15 protein-coding genes are annotated in these 16306 nt (G+C 70.0%); 7 read left to right on the forward strand and 8 right to left on the reverse strand.

Features of this window, described 5'->3' with window-relative positions:
* Positions 1-65 precede the first annotated feature (65 nt).
* Together O2L52_RS07365 and O2L52_RS07370 are read right to left on the reverse strand one after the other, a co-directional pair.
* A complete protein-coding gene (locus O2L52_RS07365; protein WP_270114712.1) occupies positions 66-884 on the reverse strand; it encodes a MerR family transcriptional regulator in 819 nt (272 codons plus the stop codon).
* A gap of 10 nt (positions 885-894) precedes the next feature.
* Positions 895-1386 (reverse strand): VOC family protein, encoded by a 492-nt coding sequence (locus tag O2L52_RS07370; RefSeq protein ID WP_270114713.1) that lies wholly within the window; start codon positions 1384-1386, stop codon positions 895-897.
* Between the two features lie 543 nt (positions 1387-1929).
* On the opposite strand from O2L52_RS07370, the gene O2L52_RS07375 reads away from it, so the two are divergent.
* Positions 1930-3324: an FAD-binding oxidoreductase gene (locus O2L52_RS07375; protein ID WP_270114714.1), complete on the forward strand. Its 1395-nt coding sequence runs from the start codon at positions 1930-1932 to the stop codon at positions 3322-3324.
* 46 nt (positions 3325-3370) lie between these two features.
* On the opposite strand, the gene O2L52_RS07380 is transcribed toward O2L52_RS07375, so the two are convergent.
* Positions 3371-3790 (reverse strand): hypothetical protein, encoded by a 420-nt coding sequence (locus O2L52_RS07380; protein ID WP_270114715.1) that lies wholly within the window; start codon positions 3788-3790, stop codon positions 3371-3373.
* Positions 3791-4079: 289 nt separating this feature from the next.
* On the opposite strand from O2L52_RS07380, the gene O2L52_RS07385 reads away from it, so the two are divergent.
* Positions 4080-5357: a vanadium-dependent haloperoxidase gene (locus tag O2L52_RS07385; RefSeq protein ID WP_270114716.1), complete on the forward strand. Its 1278-nt coding sequence runs from the start codon at positions 4080-4082 to the stop codon at positions 5355-5357.
* A gap of 36 nt (positions 5358-5393) precedes the next feature.
* On the opposite strand, the gene O2L52_RS07390 is transcribed toward O2L52_RS07385, so the two are convergent.
* Positions 5394-6758 carry a glutamate decarboxylase gene (locus tag O2L52_RS07390; RefSeq protein ID WP_270114717.1) on the reverse strand — a complete coding sequence of 455 codons (1365 nt, stop codon included), beginning with the start codon at positions 6756-6758 and terminating at the stop codon, positions 5394-5396.
* Positions 6759-6871: 113 nt separating this feature from the next.
* Between O2L52_RS07390 and O2L52_RS07395 the strand changes: the two genes are divergently transcribed.
* The gene (locus O2L52_RS07395; protein WP_270114718.1) at positions 6872-7762 is read left to right on the forward strand and encodes an aldo/keto reductase; all 891 of its coding nucleotides are present in this window, start codon (positions 6872-6874) and stop codon (positions 7760-7762) included.
* A 108-nt stretch (positions 7763-7870) separates the two neighbouring features.
* On the opposite strand, the gene O2L52_RS07400 is transcribed toward O2L52_RS07395, so the two are convergent.
* The gene (locus O2L52_RS07400) at positions 7871-9463 is read right to left on the reverse strand and encodes a Na+/H+ antiporter (protein ID WP_270114719.1); all 1593 of its coding nucleotides are present in this window, start codon (positions 9461-9463) and stop codon (positions 7871-7873) included.
* A gap of 235 nt (positions 9464-9698) precedes the next feature.
* Here O2L52_RS07400 and O2L52_RS07405 point away from each other — a divergent pair, with 235 nt between their 5' ends.
* Together O2L52_RS07405 and O2L52_RS07410 are read left to right on the forward strand one after the other, a co-directional pair.
* Complete coding sequence (locus O2L52_RS07405; protein WP_270114720.1) at positions 9699-10064, forward strand: nuclear transport factor 2 family protein; 366 nt, start codon at positions 9699-9701, stop codon at positions 10062-10064.
* Between the two features lie 152 nt (positions 10065-10216).
* Entirely contained in the window at positions 10217-10882 is a 666-nt protein-coding gene (locus O2L52_RS07410; RefSeq protein WP_270114721.1) for a GAP family protein, read from the forward strand.
* 38 nt (positions 10883-10920) lie between these two features.
* Here the strand turns inward: O2L52_RS07410 and O2L52_RS07415 are convergent, their stop codons facing one another.
* Positions 10921-11862, reverse strand: coding sequence for a sensor histidine kinase (locus O2L52_RS07415; RefSeq protein WP_270114722.1), 942 nt, complete (start codon positions 11860-11862; stop codon positions 10921-10923).
* A gap of 523 nt (positions 11863-12385) precedes the next feature.
* Here O2L52_RS07415 and O2L52_RS07420 point away from each other — a divergent pair.
* On the forward strand, positions 12386-13168 hold the full coding sequence (locus tag O2L52_RS07420; RefSeq protein WP_270114723.1) for a SigB/SigF/SigG family RNA polymerase sigma factor: 783 nt from the start codon (positions 12386-12388) through the stop codon (positions 13166-13168).
* 15 nt (positions 13169-13183) lie between these two features.
* Here O2L52_RS07420 and O2L52_RS07425 read toward each other — a convergent pair whose 3' ends face one another.
* Together O2L52_RS07425 and O2L52_RS07430 are read right to left on the reverse strand one after the other, a co-directional pair.
* The gene (locus O2L52_RS07425; RefSeq protein ID WP_270114724.1) at positions 13184-14152 is read right to left on the reverse strand and encodes an anti-sigma factor RsbA family regulatory protein; all 969 of its coding nucleotides are present in this window, start codon (positions 14150-14152) and stop codon (positions 13184-13186) included.
* On the reverse strand, positions 14149-14559 hold the full coding sequence (locus O2L52_RS07430) for an STAS domain-containing protein (RefSeq protein WP_270114725.1): 411 nt from the start codon (positions 14557-14559) through the stop codon (positions 14149-14151). Before O2L52_RS07430 ends, O2L52_RS07425 begins: the two co-directional genes overlap by 4 nt.
* Positions 14560-15010: 451 nt before the next feature.
* Here O2L52_RS07430 and O2L52_RS07435 point away from each other — a divergent pair, with 451 nt between their 5' ends.
* Positions 15011-16222 carry a zinc-dependent alcohol dehydrogenase gene (locus O2L52_RS07435; protein ID WP_270114726.1) on the forward strand — a complete coding sequence of 404 codons (1212 nt, stop codon included), beginning with the start codon at positions 15011-15013 and terminating at the stop codon, positions 16220-16222.
* Positions 16223-16306: the final 84 nt, after the last annotated feature.

Consider the following 16306-nt stretch of genomic DNA (forward strand, 5'->3'; position numbering starts at 1 on the left):
GACCCCGCGCGACCGGCCCGGTCCTGCGCGCGCCCCTTCCCCGCCCGACGCCCAGGCCTTGCAGATCAGTTCCAGGTCGCCGTCTCGGGGTCGGTGCCGTTCGCCTCGGCGTTCGCGTCGATGACCTCGCGCAGCCACGCCGCAAGTCCCGGCTCGGCGGCGTCCACGTTCGCGGTGAACGCGGCGTCGTCCACGAAGGTGCGGCCGATGCACACGTGCATCGCGTGGGAGCAGTCGAAGTATGTGGACATGAGCTCCCGGTGCCGCTCCGCCAGCGCGTTCGCCGCGGCCGAACCGGGCACGGCGCCCGCGCGCTTCGCGTCGACGAGATCGGCGTTCAATGCCTCGGTGCGCGCCGCGATCGCCTTCCAGCCCTCCGCATCCAGGTGCGCGGCGCGTTCGGCGTACTGCCGCCATTGCGGTGTGTCGCCCCAACGCTTCTCGGCCCCTGCCTGCCAGTCGGGGTCCCAGGATTCGCCGAAGATCGCCACCTGCTCCTCGGCCGTGAGCCGGATGCCTTCGCTCAGGGCGTCGAGCATCCGATCGACCGCGCCGGCCATGCGCTCCATGCGGGCGATGCCGTCCTGGAGCTGCGCCTTCTGCCTGCGCAGGTGCTCGCGGGCGTCGACGGCGGGGTCGTCGAGGAGCCGCTTGATCTCGCTCAGCGCCATGCCGATCTCGCGGTAGACCAGGACGCGGTGGACCCGGGCGATGTCGTCGTCGGTGTAGAGGCGGTACCCGGCGCCGGTGCGGTGGCTCGGGCGCGCCAGGCCGATCTCGTCCCAGTGGTGCAGCGTCCGCACGCTGACCCCGACGAGCGCGGCCGCGCCCCCGACGGTGAGGCCGCCGGGGGCGCGGTGCGGGTGGTGTTGTCGGTCGTTCACCGACCCAGTATCACTCGGTCGGCAGGTCCCATCCGCTCTCCCGCAGGTAATCGGCGATCGGTCCGTTCAAGTCGAGGGGCTTGCCGCTGGCCATGACGACCTTGACGTTCTCGGGCGTGGTGACGATGAGGTCGACCATGTTCCAGGGACGCTCGATCGGCCCCTCCGTGCAGCCGGGGACGATCGCCTCGCAGCGCTCCTTGATCTCGTCGAACTGGCTGAGCACGCACGTGAAGGTGACGGTCATCCCGGGCGTCTGCTCGTCCGGCTCCCCCGGCAGGAGCAGGACGTCCTGGAACGCCCAGCGCCGCAGGTGGGTCACCTGGCCCGGGGTCGTGAAGAAGTCGATGAAGCCGAGCCCCTCGGTCCAGAAGTGCTTCGAGGCCTCGAAGTCGTTCGTGGGGATCGAGGCGAACATGGGCATGCCGTAGACGCCCTTGTAGATCTCGGGCGCGACGGCGGTCGGGGACGGCATGGGCACTGGGCTGATGTACTCGGTCATGTCCCGATCGTCGGGCCTCACGCCGCGTGAGGGTCAAGCCGGAACGCCGATCCGCAGCCGTGAGGCCGATCACCGCCCCGTGGGGCGCCGGACGGGAGCGCAACGCCGGGCGGGTTCGGGGCCGAGGTCACCATCGCCGACACCGACCCGCTTGCGTCGAGTCGCCCGCGAAATGTCGGGAGTCCAAGCCGCACTGAGGTCGCTGCGGCGGAGGACCTGCAACCGTATGAGCGGACCCAGATGGCCGGTATCGCCAGAAAAGCCTGAATCGAAGCCAGGGCCCGCGCCGACAGGCGCGGGCCTCGATTGTCGTCGAGCGAGCCCGGAGTGCGCGATCGCGTGCCCGCGGGTTGCGCATTGCGCAGAAACGCGACCGGACCCACGAACGTGAAGTAGCGTCAAGATTGCCAGGCCGGGGGCCTCGACCTGTTCAGGTCCCGCATTCGAGGAGCGAATACGTTCCCGCCCCGCCCTGAGTCAAGGCGTACGCGGCGCAATCGGACCGCCGTTCGTCATCTGGACTCCCAATGGAGGCGTTCGACCATGGGCAGCATCAGCGGAACGAATCTCGAGAAACTGCGCGAGGGTCTGCGCGGACCTGTCGTCGCCCCAGGGGATCCCGGCTACGACGACACCCGCAGCATCTACAACGCCATGATCGACCGGCACCCTGCCGCGTTCGCGCAGTGCGCCGACGTCGCCGACGTGCGGGCCACCATCGCCTTCGCGCAGGAGGTCGGGATCGAACTCGCAGTCCGCGGCGGCGGCCACAGCGGACCGGGCCTGTGCCTGGTGGACGACGGGCTCACGCTGGACCTCTCCCCCATGGACTGGGTGCGGGTGGACCCCGGCGCGGGCATCGCGCAGGTCGGCGGTGGCGCGCAGCTCGGCGCTCTCGACCACGCCGCCCACACCTTCGGCCTCGGCATACCCGCCGGCATCATGTCCACGACCGGCATCGGCGGCCTCACCCTGGGCGGCGGGCACGGCCACCTGACCCGCAAGTACGGCCTCACCATCGACAGCCTGGTCTCCGCCGACGTCGTCCTCGCCGACGGCACCTTCGTCACGGCGTCAGAGCAGGACCATCCGGACCTGTTCTGGGCACTGCGAGGCGGCGGCGGGAACTTCGGCGTCGTCACGTCGTTCACCTTCCGGATGAACAAGGTCAGCAACGTCGGCGTCGGCCTGACCGTCTGGCCCATCGACCGCACCGGCGAGATCCTGCGGTGGTACCGGGAGTTCCTCCCCTCCGCACCGGAAGACCTCAACGGGTTCTTCGCCCTCCTCACGGTGCCGCCCGGCCCGCCGTTCCCCGAGCCGATCCACGGCCAGAAGATGTGCGCGGTGGTCTGGTGCTACACCGGCGACCTGGAAGAGGGCCGCCTCGAAGAGGTCCTCGCCGTCGCGAACGACCCGGCGCCGCCGGCGTTCCACTTCACCGCGCCGATGCCGTACCCCGCGCTGCAGAGCATGTTCGACGGGCTGATTCCAAAAGGGCTGCAATGGTACTGGCGCGGCGCCTTCTTCGACGCGATCTCCGACGCGGCGATCGAAGTGCACGAGCGGTACGGCCAGGCCCTGCCGACCGAGTCGTCGACCATGCACCTCTACCCCGTGGACGGGGCCGCCCACCGGGTGGGCGCGGACGAGACCGCCTGGGCGTACCGGGACGCCGTATGGTCCGCGGTGATCGGCGGCATCGACGCCGACCCCGCCAACGCCGATCTCATCCGCCAATGGTGCGTCGACTACTCCACGGACCTGCACCCGCACTCCATGGGCGGTTCCTATGTCAACTTCCTGGGCGCCAAGGAAGGGCCGGAACGCGTCCAATCGACGTACCGCGGCAACTACGACCGGCTCACTTCGGTCAAGCAGGCCTACGATCCCGAGAACTTCTTCCACGCCAACCAGAACATCCCGCCGGCAGGCTGAGGAACGTCCGCACTGGATCTCGCCGACTACTGGAGGGTCGCTACCGCTACGAGCCGAGTTGCATGCGGCTCAACATCTCGAGCACTGAGGTCACGTGTTCGACCTGACGCGGATCATCCATCCGCAGGTCCCGGAACTCACGGTCCGGATCGCCGTCGCGCAGCTGCGCCACCCATGCGAGGAGCGCGGCGGTGCCCTCGGGAGTCGCAACGAAGACCGTCCCGCCGAAGCCCGGGTCCGCAAGCTGCGCGGTGTCACCGGTGATGATCTCGGCGAGCGCCAATGCGGTCATGTCGTACAAGTACTCGTCAGCGGCGGGGTCGTCGCCAAGCAGGCCCTCATCACGGGCGGCGTTCACCAGCTCATCGGCCGTCACCCGGTCCCGACCGCGAACGATCGCCTCCACCATCGCGAGCACCTCAAGACCCTCGTCGCTCTGAAGTGCCTTGACTCCCCATGAACCCATGGCGCCCACCCTAACCGCAAGGGCGGTGAATTGGCGACGCCCGAGAACTCAGCCGTTCAGTGGAGGTGCGGCGCCGCGCGAGGGGCCATCATGGACCCATGGGCGCGAGCGAGCGCCGCAACGCCGAAGGCGGGGAGCACCCCGCCCGCGACGCCACAACCGTCGCCTCTATGCGAGCGACCCCGTTGCACTGCAACGAGAAGCGACCTTGTCGCCCCTTCACCGCCCCACCACGAGCATCACGCCCGATCCCCCATCGGACCATCCTTCTCAGGAGAGTGAACGCCACATGCTCAGCCGGCCCGACCACGACTTCAAGTTCTCGCACCCCCGCCGCCGCAGTCTCCTCGCCGCCATCGCCGCGGCCTCGGTCGCCGCGGGCGTCGGCGCGGGACTCGCCGACCCCGCCTCCGGGGCCAGACCGGACTGCAGCGCAGACGACGCCCTGACCTGGTTCGACACCACGGTCGCCGCCACCGCCGCCGGCGGCTCGTCCGTCCGGGTCATCAACGACCGCTCCTGGGCGATCTCCTGGACCGCCGCCGCGCGGGCCCTGCGGACGGCGCCGCGCAAAGGCCGCGAGCAGTTCTCCCGAGCCGCCCTCGCTTCGGCGCTCCACACCGGCCTGTCGGCGCTCACCAGCGGTCAGCAGGAGGCGCTCGACGCAGCGCTGGCAGACGCGCTCGCCCGGATCCCCAAGGGCAGAACCAGGACCGACGGCGTCGCCGCCGGTACCCGAGAGGCCCAGGCCCTGCTCGCCGATCGCGAGGGCGACGGCCTCGACCCGGCCTCGATCAGCCCCCAGATCGAAGTGCCCGCACCGGCACCCGGAATCTGGCGGCCCACCCCGCCGGCCCTTGCGCGCCCGACGACCGCCGGGATCGCCTACGCCCGGCCGTTCGCGCTCGAATCGGCCGAGCAGTTCCGCCCCGCGGGCCCGCCCCCCGTCGGCAGCGAGGCCTACCGCGCCGAACTCGACGAGGTCAGGTCCCTGGGCCGGATCGACTCCACCGCACGCACCGCAGAGCAGTCGTTCATCGCGCAGTTCTGGTTCACCTCGGCGGTCCCGCTGCTCCAGCAGTCGCTGCGGCGGGGCCTCGAGCGGACGGACGCCCTCGCCGACCGCGTGGAACTCGTCGCCCTCTTCTACATCGGACAGGTCGACTCCCAGATCGCCGGCGCCGAGACGAAGTACCACTACTGGCACTGGAGGCCGGTCAGCGCCGTCCGGGAGGACCCGGAAGCCCCCGAGCCGGGCTGGACGCCGTTCGAGACGACCCCGAGCCACCCCGACTACATCAGCGGGACCAGTCTCTATGCCGGTGTGGGCCAGGCGGTGCTGCATGAGCTCGTGCCGCAGGGGCCCGGCCGCGGATTCCGGCTCACGAGCCCCGACTTCCCCGACACGCCGCGCTCCTACGCGGGTTGGACCGCGCTGGGGCCCGAGGCCGTCTCGGCGCGCGTGCTGACCGGCATCCACTTCCGCACGGCCGGGAAGGACGCCCTGACGCTCGGCGCCGACGTCGTCGGCCACGCGGTCCACATCAGGGACGACCTCTTCGGCTGACCGACCCCGGCGGGCTCGGCACCGGGCCGCGGCTCGTCAGTAGCCGGTGCCGCGCTTGACCTGGGCCCGTTCGACATCGTGGGCCGCGCCCTTGGCGTCCAGGGTGCGGCACGCGTCGGCGATGTCCTCGCTCAGGCGGTCGATCTGCTCGCGGCTCAGGGTCTCCTTGACCAGGGCGCGCATGATCTTGATCCCCTGAGCGTCGGGCGGGAGCGTGTACGCGGGCACCATCCAGCCGCGCTCGGCAGAGAGCTGCCAGGCGACGTCGGACTCGTCGTAGTCCTGCTCGCCGGTGAGGCGGAACGCGACCAGCGGCAGCTGCTCGGCGTCGCCCCCGATCACCTCGAAGCGGCCGCCGCTGCGCAGGTTGTCCGCCAGCACGCGCGCGTTCTCCTGCATCATCTTCATGACGTAGGTGTAGCCCTGGCGGCCCAGCCGCACGAAGTTGTAGTACTGCGCGAGCACCATCGAGGCGCCGGTGGAGAAGTTCAGCGTGAACGTCGCGTCGGTCTTGCCCAGGTAGTTCTCGTAGAACACGAGGTCCTCGGGCAGGTCCGACTCCTCGCGGAAGACCAGCCAGCCGATGCCCGGGTAGACCAGGCCGTACTTGTGCCCGGAGACGTTGATCGAGCGGACCTGCTCGAGCCGGAAGTCCCACTTCGAGTCCGGGTAGAGGAAGGGCCACACGAACGCGCCGCTGGCGCCGTCAACGTGGATCGGGATGTCGAGGTCCCGCTTCTTGCGGATGTCCCGCAGGAGCTCGTCGATGCCGACCACGTCGTCCTTGTGGCCGGTGAACGTGGTGCCGAGAACGGCGACGACGCCGATCGTGTGCTCGTCGAGGTGGGGTTCGACGTCCTCGGGGCCGATCGTGTACTTGCCCTCGGCGAGCGGCACGATCCGCGGTTCGACGTCGAAATAGCGGCAGAACTTCTCCCAGACGACGTGGACGTCCCCGCCGAAGACCAGGTTGGGCCGTTCGACCGACAGGCCGGCCGCCTGGCGGCGCTCGCGCCACTTCCACTTCAGCGACAGCGCCCCGAGCATGATCGCCTCGGACGAGCCCTGGGTCCGGCAGCCGGTCGTCTTGCCCGGCGCGTTGAAGAGGTCGGCGAGCATGCGCACGCAGCGCTGCTCGATCTCGGCGGAGATCGGGTACTCCGCGTGGTCGATGAAGTTGCGGTGGAGGTTCTCGGCGATGATCCGCTGCGCCTCCGGCTCCATCCACGTGGTGACGAACGTGGCGAGGTTGCGCTGCGGATCGCCCTCCATGGCGAGGTCCACGTCCAGCAGCCGCATGGCGTCGGTCGCGGCCATGCCCCGCTCAGGGAATTTCTCCGAGGGAGCGGGCGTGGTCAAGAACCGGTTGCCGAACAGGGCCCCGTCGTCGCGTTCAGTCACAAGAGGAATTCAAACAGTTCGGCAGCGGCGGCGAGCGCGCTTCCGGTAATGCCGGCGCCTCCATTCGCGCATGTCCCTTCCGCACGCCTCGATTCGCCCGTAGCGTCGAGGCCATGAGCGAGATCGACACGCATACCGCGTTGAACAACGGCGTGAAGATGCCCCTGCTGGGCTTCGGCGTCTTCCAGACACCGCCGGAGGAGACCCGCGACTCGGTCACCGAGGCACTGGAGACGGGCTACCGGCTCATCGACACCGCCGCCGCGTACGGCAACGAACGCGAAGTCGGCCAGGCCCTCGCGAGCTCCGGGCTCGGCCGGGACGAGGTGTTCATCGAGACGAAGGTCTGGATCTCCGACTACGGGTACGACGACACCCTCCACGCCTTCGACAAGTCCGCCGGCAAGCTCGGCGTCGAGGTGATCGACCTGTTCATCCTCCACCAGGCCCTGCCGAGCGCCTTCGCCCGGACCATCGACGCGTACCGGGCCCTGGAGACGTTGCTCGAGGACGGGAAGGTCCGCGCGATCGGCGTCTCCAACTTCATGCCCGACCACCTCGCCCGGCTCATGGAGCGCGCGAGCGTCGTGCCGGCCGTGAACCAGGTCGAGGTCCACCCCTACTTCGCCCAGCCCGAAGTCCAGCGGGCGAACGCCGACCGCGCCATCCTCACCCAGGCGTGGTCGCCGATCGGCGGCATCACCGCCTACCGCGACACCGGCACCGGGTCGGTGTTCGAGGACCCGGTCATCGTCGAGATCGCCGAAGCGCACGGCAAGAGCCCGGCGCAGGTCATGCTCCGCTGGCACCTCGAGGCCGGGCGCTCAGCGATCCCGAAGTCCGTCAAACCGCACCGGATCGCCGAGAACTTCGACGTCTTCGACTTCGCGCTCACCGCCGAGCAGACCGCGGCCATCGACGGCCTGGACACGGGCGTGCGCGGCGGGCCCGATCCGGCGGACGTCACGCTCGAGGACTTCGGCCGCGACATCCCCGAAGCCTGAGCGAGGCGGACGCCGTGGAGCGCACCGGCAAGCGGCCATCGGCCGGTCGAATGGTCCACCGGCTCGGTCTGCATCGACCCGCGCCGCCGATGCGCCCGCGTTGGCCGCCTATTCGGGCATGTCGTCGCGTCCGGTGAGTCGGATCTCTTCAATGTCGATGCGGCCCTGCATGTAGCGCAGGACGTTGTCGTCGATGCGCTGCTCGTCGCGCAGGCGCACTACTGCGGTCCGCTTCACCGCCAGGAGTTCGAGGCGCAGTTCCGTGTCGTGCCGGTCGTAGCGACGGGCCGGGTGCTCCTCGTCGGCCTCGGACTGCTCGGCGAGCAGGACTTCCAGGTGCTGCTCGTAGTCGCGGCGCATCCGGTCGGCGACGTCGGGATCGGTGCCGAGCCGCTCGGCGGTCGCGTCGAGGACACCGAGCGCCGCCTCGGTCGTGGTCACCAGGGCCAGGCGGCGCTCGGCCTCCACGTCGGCGTCGGCGGGCAGCCGCGCCCAGCGCAGCACCCCGGGGAGCATGAGGCCCTGGACGACCACGGTCAGCACGACGACGACCGCGGTCGTGAACACGATCTGGTCGCGGACGGGGAACGGCTCGCCGCTGTCGAGGAGAAGCGGCACGCCCAGAGCCGCGGCGATCGAGACCGCGCCGCGGAAGCCGCACAGCGAGGAAAGGACCCGCGGCCGGGCGCCGACGCGCCGCGCCCGCTGCTCGGGCCGACGGTCGAGCAGCCGGATCAGGTACGGCATGGTGAAGAAGAACGCGAAACGCGCAGCCACCACGACCCCGGTCACCACCAATGCGCGCCAGAGCGAGACGGCGAGCTCGCCGGCGTCGAGAGACCGGACCGCGTCCTGCGCCTGGATGCCGACCAGGACGAACAGGGCGCTGTTGAGCACGAACGTGGCGATCGTCCAGAACGCGGCGCCCTGGATCCGGGCGGTCGGGCTCGACCGGCGGATCGACACCTGGCTCATGATGAGCCCGCAGACGACCACCGCCAGCACGCCCGAGGCCTCCATGAATTCGGCGAGCAGGTATGCGGTGAAGGGGATGACGAGCGCGGCGACGTTTCCCAGGACGGGGTCGTCGATGCGGCGGCGCACCAGGACACCGAGCCAGGCGACCAGGGCCCCGGCGGCGGCGCCGCCGAGATAGGACAGCAGGAAGCGTCCGGAGACGGCGGCGAAGCTCAGATTGAGCTCGCCCACGGTGACTGCGACGGCGATACCGTAGACCACCAGTGCGGTGCCGTCGTTGATCAGGCTCTCCGCGCGCAGCATCGTCATGGTGCGGCGCGGCAGCGACTTCGCCAGGGCCGCAACAGCGGTCGCGTCGGTCGGGGCGACGGCCGCACCGAGCACCCAGGCCGGCCCCCACGGCATGCCGAGCCAGTGCGCGGTGACCGCGACGGCGCCCGCGGTCGCCACGACCAGGACGGTGCTGTTGAGCATGACGCTGCGGAAGTCGCGGCGGATCTGCCGCAGCGAGGTCGTCAGGCTCTCCCAGTACAGCAGTGGCGGCAGGAACAGCAGGAGCATGACCTCGGAGGGCAGTTCCACCTCGCGCAGGACCGGCACGAATCCGAGCAGGAGGCCCGCGGCCAGCAGCAGCACCGGCGCGGCGACGCGGAGCCGGCCGGAGGCGGCGCCGCAGGCCACGACCGTGATGCCGAGCACCACCACGAACTCGAGACCGAACACCGCGACTCCCTTGGTCGGGGTCCACCGTAGTCGAACCCGTGCCCGCCGACCACGTATCGGCCATGCCTCCCGAAGCCGCCGGCGCCGTGCGGCGAACCGCCGCATTCGAGCATCGCGAACCTGAACCAGGGCACGGTTGGGGCTCACCGGCCCCTCGGCCCGGCGCTCGCCGGTGTTCATCGGCTGTCACATGGCAGTGCAAGACTCGGGTGGTCCCCGACCCGCTGGAGGCGGCATGTCGATCCAAAGCGAAGTCCAGGCCGTGGCCGAGGTCTTCACCCGGGCGCTGCTCGCCAACGACGCGGCCCGGATCGCCGAGCACTTCACCGACGACTGGGTGTACGTCGGCCCCGACGGCATGGTCGCCAAGGCCGACCTGATCGAATGGATCGCCACGGGCCGCCTCGCCCACCACGCCATGGAGGCGCCCGGACCCGAGCACACCGTCACCACGCGAGACGCCCTCCTGGTGACTTGTCGGCGCACGAGCACCGGCGCCTGGGAAGGCGACCCGTACACGGCCGACGAGTGGATCACCGACCTCTGGATCCGCAGCGGCGACACCTGGAAGTGCGCCTTCAGCCAGAAGACCCCTGCCTGACGCTCGAGGCCCGATCGCCGGGTCGTCAGGGCTGACCGGGCGGGTACTGTGCGGTCGGGCGGCCCGCGTGTCGTGCCGCGGGCCGAGCGGGATCACGCACGGTCCACAACCAGGGGCCCTAGTCGGGTGAGCCGCGAAATGGAGTGTGTCCGTTGACAGGTGGACTGCTGTGGAGCCTGACGGGGCTGGCACTGCTCGACTCGATCAACGCCGCCACGACGTGGCTCGTCATCGTGATCCTGCTGGGCGCCAAGCGCCCCGCGCCGACCGGCTGGGCGTTCATGCTCGGCGTCGCGGTGTCGTTCCTGGCCTTCGCCCTGATGTTCTACTTCGGACTGACATTCGCGGACTCGGTGCTGGAGGGGTTCACACTGTGGCTTCGCCGCCTGCTGTTCGCCGGCCTCGCGCTGGCGCTGGTCGTGATGGGCGTGCGCAGGCTCAAGCCCCGCGAGCGCAAGGGTTACACGCTGCCGCCGTGGGTGAACGCCTGGAGCGCGCTGCCGTTCGGGGTGCTCGCCACCATCGGGGACCTCCCCAACGCGTTCCCGATGGTCCTGGCCGTCGAACGCCTCATCGACGCCGACGTCGCGTCCCCGACGGCGGTCGTCGTCCTGATCGGCTACACCCTGGTCTACGCGCTGCCTTCGGCACTGATCCTCGCAGCCGGCCTCGCGTTCAACGAGAAGCTGCGCGAGCAGCTCCAATCGATGCTGAGCAGCCACTCCTCTGGAACCGCCGGGCCGAGCCCGAAGGCCGCGGTGGCCTGCTTCGCAGGAGCCGCCGCGAGTCTCGCCGTGCTCCTCCTCTGGGTCGGCTGAGCCGATCCGGAGCGATCGCTCCGACCGCGGCCCCGGGCCTAATCCAGTCCTATGTAGATCCTCATGGTGGTGCCGGCCGGTTCGGTGTGGGTGCGGAGCAGGTCCACGACATGGTTGACCAGCAGCAGGCCGTGGCCCTCCTCGCCACCGTCGCTCGGGCGGCGGCCCGCGAGCGGATCGGTGAGGTGCCCGGCGTCGGCCAGTTCGCAGACGAGCAGGTCGCCCTCGGTCCAGACGCGCAGCGTGCCCGTCCCTCCGCCGTGGCGGATGCTGTTGGTGGCCAGTTCGGTGACGGCGATCTCGAGGTCGATGAGCCGGTCGGCGGGGAGGCCGACCTTGCGCCCGAAGGAGGTCACGAACCAGCGGGCGTTGTCGATGGTGCCGCGGTCGACCGAGCGTTCGATGGCCGTCCTGGGCGGCGGCGGGAGCGGCCGGTTGTAGCGGGCGACGACGTCCTCGTGGTCGAACGCGGCGCTGGTGCGGCGCCCCTTGCCGTCGATGATGACCGGATGCGTCGCAAGCGAGTCCGCGATCGCCCGCCGGTCGAGGCCGTCGATGTCGTACGGGCACAGGATCGCGACGTCCCTGCCCGCGAAGGCGGGGTTGATCAGTGCCTCGTGCTGGGCGCAGGCCGGGTACTCCAGGTCGCTGCGGTCGGGCCAGATCGGCTCCCCGATGATCTTGACGCGGCGGTCGGGATGCCTGTCCGCGAACTCGCGCAGGACGCCGGGGATGATGCGGCCGGGGTTGGCGCCGGCCCGGGTCATGTCGAGCATCTGCACGCGTGCCGCCGAGGCGCCCAACGCGTCCTGCAGGAGATCCAGGTTGCGGGGCGGCACGGCGACGGCGACGGGTTCGCCGGCGGTGAGCGCCCCGTCGATGAACGGCATCGTGCCCTCCAGGTACTCCTGGGGACCGCGGTAGTGCAGGGCGGGATGTTCGAACGGCTCTTCGGCCCGGTGTTCGGGCACTGAGCTCATCGCTCGCCTCCTTCGACCGGAACGGCGCCTGTGCTGCCGAACGCTGCAGACGGTCGCCGATATGTTTTCGCCGAGTTGCGCTTGAGTATACGTGAAGCGACCAAACGTAATTGCGCAGATCGGTGCGCGCAATGGCCTGCCGTTCGTTCGCCAGAAGCAGGGGAAACGGGTCGACCGCTGATTCCAGGGAGGTGCGAGTGCACCGCAGGGGCAGGTGCGCAGCGACTGCGGCGGCTGATTTGCTGGTTATCCGCCCAAATGATCAGGTCGCCGGAAACCTGTGATCTCCATCGCAATCGCGTTTAATAATTGCGGCGGGAGTCTCCTGGTGACATCGCAACGGCATTCTCGTATGCTGATGAAAACGTAGCAGTCGATGGGAGTTCATAGCGATGATGTCTCGCAAGGACATTGCCACTCCCGACCAGAATGGTCGGATGGCCGCCATCCATGGCCTTGCTACGAGCGGAATCGCTGGAACTCCAGGCACCACCCCCCTGAACCGAGACTGGAGGCGACAATCATGACCGACACACGACAGCAGCAGCGACGCAAGTCGGACGAGTACGGCCACCTCGAGCCGCTGTTCGACGAGCTGGAGCGGCTCGATCCGGACGATCCCCAGTGGTCCGAGGTCAGGGACCGCCTGGTCACCGGCTACCTGCCGCTGGCAGAGCACATCGCGCAGCGGTTCTCCGGCAAGGGCATCGCAAAGGACGACCTGGTCCAGGTCGCCTCGGTCGGCCTGATCCACGCGGTCGACCGGTTCGACTCCAGCAAGGGCGCGGACTTCCTCTCCTTCGCCGTCCCGACCGTCATGGGCGAGGTGCGGCGCCACTTCCGCGACACCACCTGGCCGATGCGGGTGCCCCGCCGGCTCCAGGAGCTGCGCCTCTCCCTCAACCGGGCCGGCGCCGAGCTCGCCCAGGACCTCGGCCGCCCGCCGACCGAGGAAGAACTCGCCGAGCACCTCGGCATCACCGTGCGCGAGGTCCAGGAGGGCTACGAGGCCCGCCAGGCCTTCCGGGCGGTCTCGCTCGACGAGCCGCCGTTCGAGGACGAGAACCGGCTCTCCCTGGTCGAGACGATCGGCGGCGAGGACGGCGCGCTCGAGCTCGTCGAGAACCACGAGACGCTCGCCCCGCTGCTCCAGGAGCTGCCGGAGCGCGAGCGCAAGATCCTCGGCCTGCGCTACTTCGGCGACATGACGCAGACGCAGATCGCCGAGGAGGTGGGCATCTCCCAGATGCACGTCTCCCGGCTGCTCAACCGCACGCTCAACGAGCTCCGCGAGGAACTCGCCTGAGCCGGTGCCCCGGGTCTACGCGCCGGGCAGGCGAAGGTAGATCCGGATGGTCGTCCCGCGGGGACTGGTGTGCGCGAGGAACAGGTCGACGACCTGGTTGACGAGCACCAGTCCCCGTCCGTGCGCCTGGGACTCGTCCTTCGGCATGCGTCCGGCGAGGGGGTCGGTGATGTGCCCGACGTCGCTGACCTCGCAGACGAAGTGCGCGCCCTCGGTCCAGACGCGGAAGGTGCCGGTGCCGCCGCCGTGCTGGATGCTGTTGGTCAGCAGTTCGGTGACGGCGATCTCGAGGTCGACGAGCTGCATGCTGGACAGGCCGGCCGAGCGCCCGAACGAGGTGACGAACCAGCGCGCGTTGTCGAGCGTCGGCTTGTCGGCGACGCGCTCGATGGCCGTCCGCGGGGCGGGGGCCAGCGGCTGGTTGTAGTCGGTCAGGATGCGGCCCGGATCGTAATGCTCGCTCGGGTGCCGGCCGGTGCTGTCGATGACCAGCGGGTGGGTGGCGCGCGCGTCCGCGATGGCCTGCGGGCTGAGCCCTTCGGCGTCGTAAGGGCAGAGCTTGGTGACCGGGCGGCCGTTGAAGGCCAGGTTGAGCAGCGCCTCGTGCTGGACGCAGGCCGGGTACTCCAGTTCGCTGCGGCCGGGCCAGATCGGCTCGCCGATGATGCGCACCCGGTTGCGGCCCTTGTGGGCGTCGACGAACGAGCGCAGCACGCCGGGGATGATCCGGCCGGGGTTGGCGCCGGCGTCGGTCATGTCGATGAGCATGACGCGCTCGGCGGAGGCCCCCAGCGCCTTCCTGAGCGAGTCCAGGTTGTGCCTGGGGACGGCGGCGGCCGCGGGTTCGTCGGCGCTCAGGGCGGCTTCGATGAACGGGACGGTGCCGGCGAGGAACTCGTCGGGCGAGGAGTAGAAGAAGACGGGGTGCTCGAACCCGTCCGGGTTCTCCTGATCGCGGGCGTCTGGGGTTGTCGCGACGGTCATTGATCTCCCTCGATCAGTATCCCGGCCGCGCAGTCCGGCCACAGCACCCGCATGACGCGGTCGAAGCCAGGGGGTGCTCCGTGGGCGACGATCAGCTGTCCGTCGTCAAGGCCGTCTGCGATGTTCACGAGCAAGGTGACTCCTCGGACGTCGATGAATCGGAGTCCGGCGAGGTGCACATGGACCTCAGCGCCCTCGCCCGTGGCCCGACGCAGCGCCTTTTCCCAGTCGTCGTGCCCGTTCAAATCTATCTCACCGGCCACCAGCAGTCCGACCTCGTGGCAGTCGCAGTCGGCGATCTGGAGCTGTCCGGACGAATCGTCCTGATCGGTAAGCGGTGCACGCGGATTCGCCTTCGGCGAGGAATGCGACTCGGCGGACTTGCCATCCGCAGGTTCCGCCGTCACGACACCTCCCAAGGGGTCATTGCAAACCGGTGCATCTCACGGGAGCCGCCGCTCCGCGCTCGCCACATGGTCCACCTCTCGCGAAGCAGTGATGAGGTCGATCAAAACAGATTCCATCCGAGGTCGGACCCTTGCGGGGCGCGGGCCGATCCGCCGTGGAGAGGATGCTATCACCGGCGCGCCCGAGCGGCTCAGATTCTCGGCGCCGTCCACCAGACGGGACACAGAGGACTGCAGACCTGCGGTTACGGCGCCGACGGCGACCGGCGTGAGACCGCGAGGCCGGTGCAGGCCTCTCGCGGTCTCTTGCCGAGCCGCCGCCTCACGCGACGTGTCGCGCCGGAGGCGGCGGGTACTCCCCCTGGCCACTGATCAAAGCCGCTTGCCGCACGGTCCGGCTGCACCTAGCCGGGCCTTGGCGATGCGGCGCAATTCCGCGAGGGGGAACGCGATGAAGGCCGTGGTATGGCACGGGACCGGTGACATCCGGCTCGACGAGGTGCCCGATCCCAGCATTCAGGAACCGACCGACGCGACCGTCCGAATCACCCGCAGCGCGATCTGCGGCACGGACCTGCACATGGTCCGCGGAACGATCCCGGACATGGCCGAGGGCACCGTTCTCGGGCACGAAGCCGTCGGCGTGGTTGAGGAGACCGGGCCCGACGTGCGCGGTTTCAGCCCCGGTGACCGGGTCGTGGTGACCTCCACGATCGGGTGCGGCACCTGTTCCTACTGCAGGGCCGGCTACTACGCCCAGTGCGACACCGCCAACCCGAACGGCCCTTCGGCGGGCACGTGCTTCTTCGGGGGTCCGAAGTCCACCGGGCCGGTGGACGGGCTGCAGGCCGAGTACGCGCGCGTGCCGTATGCGGCGACGAGCCTGGTCCGCATCCCGGACGCGGTGAGCGACGACCAGGCGATCCTCTTGTCCGACATGTTCCCCACCGCCTGGTTCGGTGCGGAACTCGCCGAAGTCGGGCCCGGCGACAGCGTCCTGGTGCTGGGCGCGGGGGCGGTGGGCCAGTTCGCCGTCGCCGCGGCCAAGCGGCAGGGCGCCGGACGCGTGCTGGTCGTGGACGGCATCGCCTCCAGGCTCGACAAGGCGCGCGAGCAGAACGCCGAGACGATCGACTTCAACCGCGAAGACCCGGTCGCCGTGGTCAAGGAGCTCACCGGCGGGATCGGCGTCGACCGCGTCATCGAAGCGGTCGGCGTGGACGCCGAGCGGCCCAAGGCCGGCCCGGCCGTCGAGGCGATCGAGCAGGACGCCGAGCGGTTCGAGCAGGAGCGGACCGCAGCCGCGCCGAGCGGCGATCCCGGGGGCGGGCAGTGGGTGCCCGGCGACGCGCCGAGCCTCGCGCTGCAGTGGGCCGTCGACGCGGCGGCAAAGGCGGGCAGCATCGGCGTCATCGGGGTCTACCCGGCGGGCTTCCGCAGCTTCCCGATCGGCGCGGCGATGAACAAGAACCTCACCGTCAAGATGGGCAACTGCAACCACCGCCGGTATTTGCCCGGCCTGCTCGACCTGGTCGTCGAGGGCACGGTCGATCCGACCGCGTTCATCACGCGGCACGAGCCGCCCGTCGACGCCATCGAGGCGTACGAGACGTTCGACCGCCGCGAGGACGGCTGGCTGAAGACGGTCCTCGACGTCGCCTGAACGGCTGCCGAAGGCAGTGGCCGGGGGGGGCCGGGGGGACGGCGGCCCCGGCGGGGCGGGCGCGTGAGGGCGGGGGAGGCGGGG

Origin of the sequence: Glycomyces algeriensis (assembly GCF_027622855.1) — a bacterium.
Classification (GTDB): Bacteria; Actinomycetota; Actinomycetes; order Mycobacteriales; family Micromonosporaceae; genus Glycomyces; species Glycomyces algeriensis.